Origin of the sequence: Rothia sp. (in: high G+C Gram-positive bacteria), from assembly GCF_015265375.1 — a bacterium.
In the GTDB taxonomy this organism is placed as follows: Bacteria; Actinomycetota; Actinomycetes; order Actinomycetales; family Micrococcaceae; genus Rothia.
Genome location: NZ_JABZXW010000017.1, coordinates 20,134 through 34,006, shown reverse-complemented (window position 1 = coordinate 34,006; position 13,873 = coordinate 20,134). Strand labels below are relative to the sequence as shown.

Genomic DNA, 13,873 nt, shown 5'->3' with positions numbered 1-13,873 from the left:
GCGCGCTATCCGGGCATGACAACCAACCGGGCGCCACAACCTTGAAAGACTATTCCTGTGACCATTACTCCCGCCTCATACACCTTAGAGACCCTCGGCTTCGACCCCTCCTGGCAGGGCTCAGCAATCCGCGCCGCGTTCACCCTCGACGGTACTCTCGAGGATTTCACCCTCGCCCGCGTCAGCGCCGTGCACCGCACCCGTTGCGAGCTGCTGACCTGTGAGCGGGGCGAACTCGTGAAGATCTCCGCTCCCCTGCGCTCGGTCGAAAATGACTACGGTGAAGAAGAGTACCCCGTCGTGGGCGACTGGGTGCTGGCTCAGCCTATCCCCGGAACCGGTAGCGATAGCCAGCCCGCGGAGCATAAGCCCCTCGCGATTCTGCCCCGCCGAAGCTACCTCACCCGCCCCAGCGCCACCCGCGAATCCGCAGATCAGTCTGTCGCCGCCAACGTGGATATGCTCTGCATCGTTGAGCCGTGCTTCCCCGAGCCGTCCATCGGGCGAATCGAACGCTACACCGCCCTGGCGCATGCTTCCGGGGTGCAGGTCTCGCTGATTCTCACCAAGGGTGATTTGGTGACGGCGGAACAGCTCGCCGGGTATCGGGAATCCCTGGGTAGCGGCGTGGATGCGGTGCTCACCGTCTGCACGGATAACGGCTACGACCCTGCCCCGGTTGCTGAGCTCGTCGCCGGGCGTACCGCCGCGTTCCTGGGCCGCAGCGGCGCCGGAAAATCTACCCTCGTCAACGCCCTACTCAACCCCGGAACCGACCCCCGCGAAGATGCTTCAGAGAACCAGGTGCAGGCGACTTTCGCGGTCCGCGATGCTGACGGCAAGGGGCGCCACACCACCACCAGCCGCCAAATGATTGTTCTGCCCGGTGCTGGAGAATCCGGCACAGAGCCCTCACTTGGCACAGTGCTGATTGATACCCCAGGCGTGCGAGCCCTCGCCGCCACGAGCGATAGCGCCGCCATTGATGAGACCTTCGATGACGTCTCCAGCTACGCCTCCTCCTGCCGGTACAGCGACTGCTCCCACGGCTCCGAACCCGGATGCGCGGTGCAGCAGGCGCTCGCCGACGGCTCCCTCGACCCCGAGCGTTTTGAACGCTACCGCAGGATGATGGCGGAATCCGCGCGCCTGCGCCTGCGCTCCCAGGAGCGCGAGTACCGGCAGAGTAACCGCGCCTTCACGAAGGCGAACAAGGCGGGCCGCCGCACCCTCATGTCCATTAAGGGGCGCGCCAACTAGCCGCCGGAAGCGCACGTTGCGGCGAGGTTTCGGTGAGACTTCGGCGGGGCTTCCACAGGCTGAGCCGGGCAACCCCGCGCAGGCGGCAATATAGTAGCCTCCCTCACTCTTCGATACACTAGAACTAGGCGTGCCCACAGTCCCCGCCCCCTCACCTCGGAGGCTGAAGAGGCGGGCGCAGACGGCACACACCATTCACAAACCCATAACTCATTGAAAGAGGTGGCAGCATGGCTGAACAGAACCTCACCCCGCCCGTACCGAAGAAGGTCGAGCACCGCCGCGAACACCACGGCGACGTCTTCATCGACCACTACGAATGGCTCCGCGACAAGGAAAGCGAAGAGGTCCTCAACTACCTCAAGGCAGAAGCCGAATACACCGAAGCTGTCACCGCAGACCAGCAGCCCCTCCGCGAGTCCATCTTCAACGAGATTAAGAACCGCACCCTGCTGTCGGATCTGACCGTCCCGAACCGTATCGGTGACTGGTGGTACTACAGCCGTATGGTGCCCGGCGGCCAGTACCCCGTCTTCTACCGCTACCCCGCCCTGCACGAAGGCGACGAGGTGGTGCGCTACACCCCGCCGACCGTCACCCCCGGCGAAGTACTCGAGGGTGAGGTCGTCATCCTCGACTGCAACGAATACGCCAAGGACATGGAGTTCTTCTCCCTCGGTAGCTTCCAGCCTGCGCGTAACGGCAAGCTGCTGAGCATCTCCGTGGACGAGAAGGGTGACGAACGCTACGAGCAGCGCTTCCTCAACATGGAAACCGGCACTTTCCTCGAAGACACCATCCCCAACATTGCGGCTGGCTCCTTCTTCATCAACCACGCCGAGCAGCTCATCTACGTGGTCCCCGACGACTCCTGGCGCCCCTGGCGTGTCTACGTGCACGACGTCGGACAGGGCACCGAAGACCACCTCATCTACGAAGAGCCGGACAACACCATGTGGCTCTCCGCCGCTATGAGCTCCGACCGTTCCTCCGTGGTGCTCACCAGCTCGAACTCCGAGTACACCGAGGTGCGCATCGTCCCCACCCGCGAACCCAAGGGCGAGCCGACCCTGCTCATCCCCAAGAGCGCGGGCATCGAATACTACGCCGAGCCGCTCAACATTGCCGGCGAGCAGCACCTGCTGATTCAGCACGACTACAATGCGTTGAACTCCGAGCTGGTCCTCGCTGACATGCCGCGCGAAGGCGAAAGCCTCGAGGAGTACGCACAGCGTTGGGTGCCGGTCATCCGCCACAGCGAACATGTGCGTCTGGAGGGCTTCACCTTCACCGCAACGCACCTGGTCGTTACCGCCCGCGCAGACACGACCACCCGCATCTTCCTGGCACCGCGTGAGCAGCTGCCCATCCAGTGGCGCCGCCGCCGACCCGCCGGCGTGACCTTCATGGAACCTGCCGGTTTCGACGAGGAGCTGTACACCGCCTCCGTACTGCGTGCCGAGAACTACTCCCCCGTGCTGCGCATCGCTTACACCTCGTACCTGACTCCGCGCCGCGTCTACGATTACTTCCCCATGTCGCAGACCCTGCTGCTACGCCGCGAAACCCCGGTGCTGGGCGGCTACAACCGCGAGGACTACCGCGCCTACCGCGACTGGGCACCGGCCGCGGACGGCACGCTCATCCCGATCTCGGTGATTCACCGCGCCGACCTGGACATGAGCAAGCCGCACCCGGTCATCCAGTACGGTTACGGCTCGTACGAGTCGTCCATGGACCCGATGTTCTCCATCCCGATGCTGTCGATCCTGGACCGCGGCGTCATCTACGTCATCGCGCATATTCGCGGCGGCGGCGAGATGGGACGCTCCTGGTACCAGAACGGCAAGAAGCTCGCGAAGAAGAACACCTTCACCGACTTTGTGGACGTCACCAGCTACATTGCGGCTAAGCCGTGGGCTGATGAGGCGCGTATCGGCTGCTACGGCGGTAGCGCGGGCGGCCTGCTCATGGGCGCCGTGCTGAACCTCGCCCCCGAAAAGTACGCCGCCTGCCTGGCTGCCGTGCCGTTCGTGGATGCGCTGACCACCATCCTCGACCCGGAGCTGCCGCTGTCGGCGATGGAGTGGGAAGAATGGGGCAACCCGATTGAGGACCCCGAGGTCTACGCCTACATGAAGTCGTACACCCCGTACGAGAACATCCGCCCGGTCCGCTACCCGGCAATTGCTGCGGTGACGAGCCTGCACGACACCCGCGTGCTCTACGTGGAGCCCGCCAAGTGGATTGCGGCGCTGCGTGAGCAGATTGACCCGTCGTCGCCGGTGCCGCTGCTGAAGATTGACATGTCGGGCGGTCACGGTGGTGGTTCCGGCAGGTACACACGTTGGCGTGAAATCGCGTGGGATTACGCGTTCCTGCTGACCAACCTCGGCGTTACTGAGTAACTCATCTCTTAAATAGAACGCTCCGTCTGTATCCAAGTGATACGGACGGAGCGTTCTTCGTTTCAGCACGTTGCGCTACGCGGGGGGGGGGACGGTGTTCGTCCTCGTTCCTCTCCCCTTACCTAATGATGCGGCCGGTGCGCACCTTCCTACGCTCCTACAGGGGAACCCACCCTCTCGGGCGCTCCGCTCTCTCCTTGCTTCGCTGCGGAGAGCACCCGAGAGGGTACCCTGATGTCGCTTCCGGAAGGTGCACCGACACGCTCCAGCTGGGGGTGAGAGCGCCCGGCTGACACCCTGAGGGCGCATCCGGAAAACGCGGCCGCACCCGCACAGTACCCCAGCGCGGAAAGGCGGTATCGTCCGAAAGTGACATCAGGGTGCCCGAAGCGAAGCGAGGGCGGGTGCCCCTGTAGGAACGAGGACGAATACCGCTTTCCGTGCAGAGTCCAGGCGGAACCGTGCATCCCGCGCAGAACCTGGCATGAGGTAAAAGAGCAAAAGAGGCGCCGCCTCCCACACGGGAGACAGCGCCTCTTTCGTTAGAGCCGGGTCAGCGGAAAAGCTTAGCCTTCCACGCCGCACTCAGCCAGGATCAGCTCACGCACGCGGGCGGCGTCAGCCTGACCGCGGGTAGCCTTCATGACCTGACCGACGATAGCGCCAGCTGCCTGAATCTTGCCGGCACGAATCTTGTCGGCGACGTCGGGCATTGCTGCCAGTGCTTCCTGAACGGCTGCGGTGAGCGCGCCGTCGTCGGAGACCACGGCGAGGCCGCGTGCCTCAACGATTTCGGCGGGGGTGCCTTCACCGGCGAGGACGAACTCGAGCACCTGGCGGGCAATCTTGTCGTTGATCTTGCCTTCGGAGATGAGTGCTTCGAGGGCGACCACGGTTGCGGGCTCCACGCCGAGGGCGGTGAGCTCAACTTCAGCCTGCTTTGCGCGGCGGGCGATTTCGCCCATCCACCACTTGCGGGCTGCTGCTGCGGTTGCGCCTGCTGCGACGGTCTCTTCGATGACGTCGAGTGCGCCGGCGTTGACTACGTCGCGGAACTCTTCGTCAGAGTAGCCCCACTCATTCTTGAGGCGGCGGCGGCGCTCTGCCGGGGGTTCGGGCAGTTCGGCGCGCAGACGCTCAATCCATTCGCTGTTGGTGACGACCGGGACCAGGTCCGGTTCGGGGAAGTAGCGGTAGTCGTCGGCGTCGGACTTGGGGCGACCCGAGGAGGTTTCGCGGGTGTCTTCGTGCCAGTGGCGGGTCTCCTGGGTGACCTTTTCGCCGCGTTCGAGGATTGCGGCGTGGCGGCGGATCTCGTAGCGGACGGCGCGCTCGACGGAACGGAGGGAGTTCACGTTCTTGGTTTCGGAGCGGGTGCCGAACTTCTCTGCGCCCTTGGGCATGAGGGAGACGTTGGCGTCGCAGCGGACGTTACCGCGTTCCATGCGGGCGTCGGAGATGCCGAGGGAGCGGACGATGTCGCGGATTGCGGCGACGTAGGCTCGTGCCAGTTCGGGTGCGCGTTCGCCGGCGCCGACGATGGGTCGGGTGACGATCTCGATGAGGGGCACGCCTGCGCGGTTATAGTCGACCAGCGAGGAGGTTGCACCCTGGATTCGGCCGTCTGCGCCGCCGACGTGGGTGAGCTTGCCTGCGTCTTCTTCCATGTGGGCGCGCTCAATTTCGACGGTGAAGATGGTGCCGTCTTCGAGTTCTACGTCCAGGGAGCCGTTTTCCGCGATGGGGCCGCCAGCCTGGGAGGTCTGGAAGTTCTTCGGGGAGTCCGGGTAGAAGTAGTTCTTGCGGGCGAAGTAGGACTTGTCTGCGATGTCGCAACCCAGTGCCAGGCCGAGCTTGATAGCGGACTCAACAGCGGTCTTGTTCACCATGGGCAGCGCACCGGGCAGACCGAGCGATACGGGGGTGACGTTGGTGTTGGGCGTATCGCCGAACTCGTTGGGTGCGGAGTCGAACATCTTGGTCTTGGTGTTCAGCTCGACGTGCACCTCGAAGCCGAGGACCGGGTCGTACTTTTCGATGGCTTCTTCGAAGCTGAGGACTTCTTCACTCATTACTTGGTTCCCCCAAAGTCAAAGTCGCGGATCAGAGTTTCGGTGTCGGGCAGGCTCTTGTAGAGCGGTGCGCCCCATTTTGCGGTGAGCAGTTCTTCGAGTGCTGCGCCGACGCGGTAGAGGCGTGCGTCTTCGCGTGCGGGTGCGGTGAACTGGATGCCGACGGGCAGGTTGTTCTCTTCGGAGAGGCCGCCGGGCAGGGAGAGCGCCGGGACGCCTGCCAGGTTGACGGGCACGGTTGCGACGTCGCCCAGGTACATTGCCATGGGGTCGCCTTCGGTCTTCTCGCCGAGCTTGAACGCGGTGGAGGGCGCGGTCGGGGAGATCAGCACGTCGCACTTTTCGAAGGCTGCTGCGTAGTCACGCTGGATGAGAGTGCGGACGCGCAGTGCGGCGCCGTAGTAGGCGTCGAAGTTACCTGCGGACAGTGCGTAGGTGCCGAGGATGATGCGGCGCTTGACCTCGTGGCCGAAACCTGCGGAGCGGGTTGCGGACATGACGCGTTCGATGGTGACGGGGCCGTCTTCGGGTACGACGCGCAGGCCGTAGCGGACGCCGTCGTAGCGTGCCAGGTTGGAGGACACCTCGGAGGACATGATCATGTAGTAGGCGCTGATGGCTTCGGTGACGGAGGGCAGGGAGACCTCGATGATCTCTGCGCCTGCGGCACGAAGCTCTTCGACGGATTCGCGGAAGCGTGCGAGGACGCCTGCTTCGAAGCCTTCGCCGTCGCCGCCGCCGAGTTCCTTGATGACGCCGATGCGCAGGCCGGACAGGTCGCGCTTGCGTGCTGCTTCTGCGCCTGCCTTGGCTTCTTCAACGAAGTTGCCGGGCTCATCGGGCAGGGAGGTTGCGTCGAGCGGGTCGTGGCCTGCGATTGCTTCGTGGAGCAGCGCGGTGTCCAGGACGGTGCGGGCGACGGGGCCTACCTGGTCGAGGGAGGACGCCATGGCGATGACGCCGTAACGGGAGACGGAGCCGTAGGTGGGCTTGACGCCGACGCTACCGGTCAGTGCTGCGGGCTGGCGGATGGAGCCACCGGTGTCGGTGCCGAGCGCCAGGGGTGCCTGGAAGGCGGTGACGGCTGCTGCGGAGCCGCCGCCGGAGCCGCCGGGTGCGCGGTCGAGTGCCCAGGGGTTGCGTACTACGCCGAATGCGGAGTGCTCGTTGGAGGAGCCCATTGCGAATTCGTCGAGGTTGGTCTTGCCGAGGATGGGCATGCGTGCTTCGCGGACCTTGCGGGTGACGGTGCCGTCGTAGGGGCTCATCCAGCCTTCGAGCATGCGCGATGCTGCGGTGGTGGGCTGGCCCTTGGTGACGATGAGGTCCTTGACGGCGATGGGTACGCCTGCGAGCGGGGGCAGTTCCTTGCCTGCTGCGCGGTCTGCGTCCACTGCTGCTGCGGTGGCGAGTGCTTCTTCGGCGTTGATGTGCAGGAAGGCGTTGAGGCCGCTCTTGCCGTCTGCGCGGTTGTCGCTGAGGGGTGCGCCGTCGGTGGCTGCGATGCGGTCCAGGTGTGCCTGGGTGAGCTCGACGGAGGTGATTTCGCCGGATGCGAGCTTTTCTGCTGCTTCTGCGGCGGTGAGCTGGATCAGTTCGTTCACTTGGTTGTTCTCCTCTTAGTCTTCGTCGAGGATTGCCGGCACGCGGAACTTGCCGTCCTGTGCGTCGGGGGCGCCGGAGAGCGCCTCTTCCTGGGTGAGGGTGGTGACGGGTACGTCTTCGCGGAAGACGTTCTCGAGGGGGATGGGGTGGCTGGTCGCGGGGATGTCGGCAGTTGCTTTCTGCGACATGGTCTCAACGGATGCGACGATGACGTCCAGCTCAGACGCCATCGCGGTGAGTTCTTCATCGGTCATCTCAATGAGTGCCAGCGATGCCAGGTGCTTGACCTGTTCAAAGGTGATGGCAGACATGGTTCTCCCGTAGTTTGTTTTCTTGTCTCTTCTCTAGTGTAGTGGAGGTTGCGTGTTCCGTCTCATTGGGGGTTGGAGGGTTTACCTGCTGGTTTGTGTGTTCAGGCGGTGTTTCTCTCCCCTGTTTTGGGGTTAAATGCTCAACGCCCCGCTCCTCGTGTGAGGTGCGGGGCGTTGGGCTACAACGTTTCCACGTTACGCTTCAGGGTTAATCCTTAGGCGGGGATGGTCAGAACCTGGCCGGGGAAGATCAGGTCAACGTTGTAGATGATGTCGGTGTTCGCAGCTGCGATTGCCTGGTAGCCACCTGCAACGCCGAGCTTTGCAGCGATCAGCGAGAGGGAGTCACCGGGAACCACGGTGTAGGTGCCTGCTGCAGCCTTGGGAGCTGCAACGGGTGCAGCCGCGGGGGCTGCTGCTGCGGGAGCCTCAACTGCCGGTGCAGCGGGTGCTGCTGCGGGAGCCTCGACTGCTGCAGGTGCTGCCTGAGCTGCCGGTGCAGCTGCGGGAGCCTCAACTGCTGCGGGTGCAGCCTGAGCTGCGGGTGCAGCCTGTGCCGCGGGAGCGGTGTAGGTCTGCTGGGTCTGCGACTGTGCAGCCACGGTGGTGGTGGGCTCGGTGTAGGTGGGAGCTGCGCCGGTCTTGCCGTAGAGGCCAAGCTTAGCGGAGCATGCGGGCCATGCGCCCCAGCCCTGGATAGCGAGCAGACGCTCGCCAGCCTCGATCTGCTGTGCACGGGTAGCGGTCGCGGGGGAGCCGGACATGCCGACGCCGTTCCAGGACTGCTGGGTGAACTGCAGACCGCCGTAGAAGCCGTTACCGGTGTTGATGGACCAGTTACCACCGGACTCGCACTGTGCCAGTGCGTCCCAGGTAGCACCGTCTACTGCGTTTGCAGCAGGCATCGACATGGTAGCTGCTGCAACGCCACCGATGGCGAGAGCTGCTGCGGTACGACGAATGGAAGTGTTCTTCATAATGCTCCTTGGGGCCGTCCCCGCTCGTTCCGTCCCCGGAACTCTAGCGCGCCGCCGCTCACCCTTTGATAACGAAGTAGGTTACTCATGTTCTGGCTCTACCATGTGAGCGGCTCTCCACCGATTTCATGTCACCGTGAGCGATTCTGCACTAGTGTGCGGAATCCGGGTGGTACTTCCTCGATGGGGACGTGCGGTAGAACCGGGCATCGTTTCAAGCATTCCAAGCTTGAAACCACACAGGCGATTCCCTTGCGAGAATCTATCTGGTCTCAAAGATAGCCGAGGTTTTTTACGATTCCAACCCAATTTCAAGTTCACAGCGAACGCCCCGGCTTCTCCCAGGGTTCTTTCAGGTTAAAAGTGAAGGAAACATTAATGGGGACCTTGAACCCCGCGCACCTTAAGGGTTTTTCCCCGGAATTTCGGGGTTTTCTAGGGGTTTGATCCGGAAGGCACTCCCCCGCCGAGCTTTCTGATTCGGGGTTGGCGAGCGCCACCTTTAAGGGTTTTGAACAGCGTGTAAATATTTTTTAAATATTTCTTCGCTTTGGGAGTGTTTTATGGCGCTTCCACCTTAAAAGCTGTGGTAATTACAAATGCCAAAAATTGGCATTCAGGCCCTGGAGCACGCACTCCAGAGCCTGAATGCTCTATACATTGCAGGGGTCAGATTCAGATGCCCCAGCTACCGGGTCTACTCCGCGGCAGTCTCAACCGCCTCCGGGCCACCCTCGAGCAGGGCGGTGAAGCCCTCCTCATCCAGAATCTTCAGACCCAGCTGCTGAGCCTTATCTAGCTTCGAACCGGCGTTCGCACCGGCAACCACAAAGTGGGTCTTCTTCGATACCGAGCCGGACGCCTTGCCGCCGCGAGAAATAATGGCTTCCTTCGCGCCGTCACGGGTGTAGCCGTTCAGCGTGCCGGTCACCACCACGGTCAGGCCCTCCAGGGTGCGCTCCACAGACTCGTCGCGAGAATCTTCCATGCGCACGCCGGCGGCAGCCCAGGAGTCCACGACCTCGGCGTGCCAGTCCTCGGCGAACCACTCAATAATCGAGTCGGCAATCGTGGTTCCCACACCGTCCACGGCGGCAAGGCGCTCACGGTCAGCCTCACGGATCGCCTGCATCGAACCGAACTCGGCGGCGAGCGCACGGGCGGCGGTCGGGCCCACGTGACGAATCGAGAGGGCAACCAGCACACGCCACAGCGGCTGCTGCTTTGCTTTCTCCAGCTCGGCAAAGAGGTTCAGAGTGTTCTTCGTGGGCTTCGGCTCGGGGCGTGCCTTGGTCGGCTTGGTGTAGAAGTAGGGCACGCGCTCCATCTTTCCGGTGCCCACGCCCTTGGCCTTCTTCTCACGCTCGATGGTGACCTCGCGCAGGTCCTCAATGTTGAGGCTGAACAGGTGCGCTTCGGTGGTTAGCGGAGGGGTGTCCGGGGTTGCGGGGCTGGTGAGTGCCTTCGCGGCTTCGAAGCCGAGCGCCTCAATGTCGAAGGCTCCGCGGCTTGCCGCATAGTACACGCGCTCGGTCAGCTGCGCCGGGCAGGAGCGGGGGTTCGTGCAGCGCAGGTCCACGTCGCCTTCCTTGCCGGGTGCCAGGGGCGAGCCGCAGGAGGGGCATTCGCTGGGCATGACGAACTCTCGTTCGGTGCCGTCACGGAGGGCAACCACGGGGGCGACGATCTCTGGGATCACGTCGCCTGCTTTGCGCAGCACCACGGTGTCACCGATGAGCACGCCCTTGGCCTTGACCACATCCTGGTTGTGCAGGGTGGCGCGTTCCACGGTCGAACCGGAGACGAACACGGGCTCCATAACACCGTAGGGGGTCACGCGGCCGGTGCGTCCCACGTCCACGCGGATGTCCAGCAGCTTGGTGTGCACCTCTTCGGGCGGGTACTTGTACGCCACCGCCCAGCGCGGCACGCGGGAGGTGTAGCCCAGCTGAGCCTGGGTCGCGAAGTCGTTGACCTTAATGACGATGCCGTCGATTTCGTGCACCAGGGAGTGGCGCTGCTCGCCGTACTTATTAATGAAGTCGAACACCGCCTCGGTGTTGGCGGCGATTTCGCTGTAGGGGCTCACAGGCAGGCCCCAGGAAGCGAGCAGATCGTAGGTCTCGTACTGGGTGGCAATATCCAGGCCGGTGCGCGAACCGATGCCGTGCACGTACATGCTCAGCGGGCGCGAGGCAGTCACCGCAGCGTCCTTCTGGCGCAGCGAGCCTGCCGCGGCGTTACGCGGGTTCGCGAAGGGGTTCTTGCCGGCGGCAATCATGGATTCGTTGAGCTTCTCAAAATCGGCGGAGGAGATGAACACCTCGCCGCGGATTTCAATCTCTTCGGGGTGGTTCTCGCCGCTCAGCTGCTGCGGGATGCTCGCAATGGTGCGTACATTGTGGGTGACGTCTTCACCGGTGGTGCCGTCGCCACGGGTTGCCGCGCGCACGAGGGTGCCGTTGCGGTAGAGCAGGTTCACGGCGAGGCCGTCAATCTTCAGCTCGGTCAGCCACTGCGGTGCGGCACCGATGAGGGTACGGACGCTCTCATCGGTCTTGGTCAGCCAGGCGCGCAGCTCCTCGAAGGAGAAGACGTCCTCGAGGGAGTACATGCGCTGCAGATGGGTGACGGGCGCGAAGGCCTCGATAGCTTCGCCGCCGACTTCCTGGGTGGGCGAGTCGTTCGCAATCAGGTGCGGGTGCTCCGCCTCAATGATTTCGAGGCGGCGGTAGAGCGCGTCGTACTCGGCGTCAGAGAGGAAGGGTGCGTCCTCGTTGTAGTAGGCGCGGCGGGCGGCACGAATCTTATCGGTCAGTTCCGCGTACTCGGCACGCAGAGCCTCGGTAATCTCCGCGGAGTTTTCTGCGGTGCTCTCGGCGGGGCTCTCCGCCGCAGTCTTTGCGGGGGCAGTCTGCTGGGTGGTGTTGTTCTCAGTCACCCGTCCAGTTTAACGTTTTTGCCGCGCCGCTCCCCTATCGCTCGTCATATTGCTGGGGCCGCGAGCGCATAATCGCCGCATCTACGCCCAGCAATCTACTCTCAGCAATGCTGAACGCAGATACAGTTCACCCCCGCCTCCTACAGGTACTCTCACGAGCACCCGAAGAGAGCGGGGTGAATCACAGAGTATAACGTTTAGGCTTCGACAGCGTCGGCAACAATCACCGTAATGTTGTCGCGGCCGCCCGAGCGCAGCGCCTCGTGCTGAAGAACATCAGCGGCGTCCTGCGGGTGGCGAATCGAAGTGAGTACACGCGCCATGTACTCGTGCGACAGTTCACCGGAAAGACCGTCGGAGCAGAGCATCAGGCGGTCACCGGGGCGGGCAGGCAGAACCCAGAAGTCCGGTTCCCAGTAGTTGCCGGTACCCAGCGCGCGGGTAATCACGTTACGGCGCGGGTGGGTCAGCGCCTCCAGGGCGGTAATCTGACCCTCGTCAACCAGGTACTGCACCTCGGAGTGGTCGCTAGTGACCTGCTCCAGCGAGGCGGAGCCCTCGGAACCGGGCAGCTTCTCCATGGCGGAGTGGTGAATACCTTCGTCCTCACGCAGCAGGCGGTAGGTGCGGGAATCACCCACGTTGAAGATAACCCACAGGTTACGGTCGCCAATGCGAGTCAACCAGGCACCCGTCACAGTCGTACCTCCGGAGCGGGAAAGCGCCTGCTTAATCTCCTCGTTGGTTTCGCCAATGATGTCGTGCAGGCGGTTGAGGGTGCCCACAATTTCGTTGTTGAGCAGGGTGTTCGCGCGGCGGCGGCGCTTGGTGGGGTCTTCCTCGTCAATAGCGGCGAGACGCTCAGCATATGTCTGCTGTTCCTCTTCGCTACGGCCACCGGGCATAGTGAAGAAGGGCGAGTAGGCGAGCTGACGCACGCACAGGCGCGAAGCAACCTCGCCTGCCTCGTGGCCTCCCATGCCGTCCGCGACCACGCAAAGGGAACCGGCGACGACCATCGAATCTTCGTTGTTTTCTCGATGTGCGCCGCGGTGCGTTGCACCACCGGTACGTAGTTTCAGTTCAGTCATGAGAGGTCTATCTCCATTGTGTAGTTCACGCGACGAGTCACCGCCACGGGGTCTACGTTACCAAAGCTTCTAACGTTTCGCGTTCCCTGAGAGGTGAGATTGTAGCGATTTCCCACCTGTCGGAGCGTGTTTGCTGTCTCATTATCGGTCAGCACGGTACCCGGTTCGGCCAGGGAGACCAGGCGCGCGGCCAGGTTCACGCTGGAGCCGTACACGTCACCGCGGTTCGCCAGAACCTCGCCCCAAATGAAGGCGACGCGTGCATCCGGCAGCTGCGGGTCGGCACCGATTTTTTCGGACAGACGCAGGCTAATTTCTGCGATAGCGTCCGGGGTTTCGGTGAGGAAGAAAACTTCGTCACCGAGAGTCTTAATAATGCGACCGCCCAGGGGCGCGATGACGTCCAGGCAGCTCTGCTCAAAGTGGTTGATGAGCTGGGAAAGGGCTGCGGCGTCCAGGTTGCGCACCAGGGAGGTGTACGAGACCAGATCCACGAATCCCACGCCGCGTACCAGGGGCAGGCGGGAGAGGCCGGAGGTGGTCACATTGTTCTCACGCAATCCCAGGCGCAGGATTCCGGCGTACATCTGACGGCGGTACGCGTACAGCGCCAGGCGCTCGAGAACCTCGAGGTAGCGCGGGAAGTCTTTAAGGAGCTTGCGGCGGGCATCATTGTCGTCGAGGTTTTCGGTGACCATAATGTTGTGCACCAGCGCCTCAATCTGCCAGGCAACGGTACGGTCGGTCAGTTGGCCTTCGGCACGAACCAGGGACGCTACGTACTCCATGCGAATATCGCCGGATTCATCCAGCTTCTGCAGGTCGGCGAGCATCTGCACGTCGGTTTCAGTGAAGTAGGGCGCGTGCTCGGCGATGGTCGGGAAGCCCATGTTGTGCCAGATGCGCTGTGCGGTTTCGAGGGGAATTCCGGCGTATTCGGCAGCCTGTACGGGAGTGTAGCGGCGGCCTTGGCCCAGAAGGGATTTTTCGAGCTCTCGGATTCCTGCCTTAGATTCCTCGTCTCGATAGATATTGTTCTGGGCGAGGTTCTGGAGGATTCGGAGGTTGAGCATTTGGGTTTCGGGGCCCATGGTGGCGCCGGTGTCCTGCGGCGAGTGCGCAGGTTCGTGGCGGTCTGCCGTGCTCATTGCCGCTGCCGCTCCTTTCATCCCTGCCGGAAAATACTGTCTGGTCTATACCGTGGTGGC

The 13,873-nt window shown here is 63.1% G+C and carries 9 protein-coding genes; 2 read left to right on the top strand and 7 right to left on the bottom strand.

The annotated features are described in order from the left end of the window. Positions 1–57 precede the first annotated feature (57 nt). Entirely contained in the window at positions 58–1,260 is a 1,203-nt protein-coding gene (rsgA, locus tag HXO69_RS03830) for a ribosome small subunit-dependent GTPase A (protein WP_296545413.1), read from the top strand. Positions 1,261–1,490: 230 nt separating this feature from the next. Beyond that, a complete protein-coding gene (locus HXO69_RS03825) occupies positions 1,491–3,668 on the top strand; it encodes a S9 family peptidase (RefSeq protein ID WP_296545412.1) in 2,178 nt (725 codons plus the stop codon). A gap of 566 nt (positions 3,669–4,234) precedes the next feature. Here the strand turns inward: HXO69_RS03825 and gatB are convergent. The 7 genes from gatB to HXO69_RS03790 form a co-directional block, all read right to left on the bottom strand. Then, positions 4,235–5,740: an Asp-tRNA(Asn)/Glu-tRNA(Gln) amidotransferase subunit GatB gene (gene gatB / locus HXO69_RS03820; RefSeq protein WP_296545410.1), complete on the bottom strand. Its 1,506-nt coding sequence runs from the start codon at positions 5,738–5,740 to the stop codon at positions 4,235–4,237. Further along, entirely contained in the window at positions 5,740–7,344 is a 1,605-nt protein-coding gene (gatA, locus tag HXO69_RS03815; protein ID WP_012903973.1) for an Asp-tRNA(Asn)/Glu-tRNA(Gln) amidotransferase subunit GatA, read from the bottom strand. Before gatA ends, gatB begins: the two co-directional genes overlap by 1 nt. A gap of 15 nt (positions 7,345–7,359) precedes the next feature. Beyond that, complete coding sequence (gatC, locus tag HXO69_RS03810) at positions 7,360–7,656, bottom strand: Asp-tRNA(Asn)/Glu-tRNA(Gln) amidotransferase subunit GatC (RefSeq protein ID WP_005507016.1); 297 nt, start codon at positions 7,654–7,656, stop codon at positions 7,360–7,362. A gap of 215 nt (positions 7,657–7,871) precedes the next feature. After that, entirely contained in the window at positions 7,872–8,633 is a 762-nt protein-coding gene (locus HXO69_RS03805; protein WP_296545408.1) for a transglycosylase family protein, read from the bottom strand. Positions 8,634–9,330: 697 nt separating this feature from the next. Next, the gene (ligA, locus tag HXO69_RS03800) at positions 9,331–11,574 is read right to left on the bottom strand and encodes an NAD-dependent DNA ligase LigA (RefSeq protein ID WP_407072256.1); all 2,244 of its coding nucleotides are present in this window, start codon (positions 11,572–11,574) and stop codon (positions 9,331–9,333) included. A gap of 197 nt (positions 11,575–11,771) precedes the next feature. Then, on the bottom strand, positions 11,772–12,665 hold the full coding sequence (locus HXO69_RS03795; RefSeq protein ID WP_296545406.1) for a PP2C family serine/threonine-protein phosphatase: 894 nt from the start codon (positions 12,663–12,665) through the stop codon (positions 11,772–11,774). Then, positions 12,662–13,813: an adenylate/guanylate cyclase domain-containing protein gene (locus tag HXO69_RS03790; protein WP_296545405.1), complete on the bottom strand. Its 1,152-nt coding sequence runs from the start codon at positions 13,811–13,813 to the stop codon at positions 12,662–12,664. Before HXO69_RS03790 ends, HXO69_RS03795 begins: the two co-directional genes overlap by 4 nt. Positions 13,814–13,873: the final 60 nt, after the last annotated feature.

What these genes read in the sequence shown, in the direction of transcription:
- gatB (WP_296545410.1), bottom strand. Translation starts at nt 5,740, where the DNA reads ATGAGTGAAGAAGTCCTCAGCTTCGAAGAAGCCATCGAAAAGTACGAC.
- HXO69_RS03795 (WP_296545406.1), bottom strand. Translation starts at nt 12,665, where the DNA reads ATGACTGAACTGAAACTACGTACCGGTGGTGCAACGCACCGCGGCGCA.
- HXO69_RS03825 (WP_296545412.1), top strand. Translation starts at nt 1,491, where the DNA reads ATGGCTGAACAGAACCTCACCCCGCCCGTACCGAAGAAGGTCGAGCAC.
- gatC (WP_005507016.1), bottom strand. Translation starts at nt 7,656, where the DNA reads ATGTCTGCCATCACCTTTGAACAGGTCAAGCACCTGGCATCGCTGGCA.
- HXO69_RS03805 (WP_296545408.1), bottom strand. Translation starts at nt 8,633, where the DNA reads ATGAAGAACACTTCCATTCGTCGTACCGCAGCAGCTCTCGCCATCGGT.
- HXO69_RS03790 (WP_296545405.1), bottom strand. Translation starts at nt 13,813, where the DNA reads ATGAGCACGGCAGACCGCCACGAACCTGCGCACTCGCCGCAGGACACC.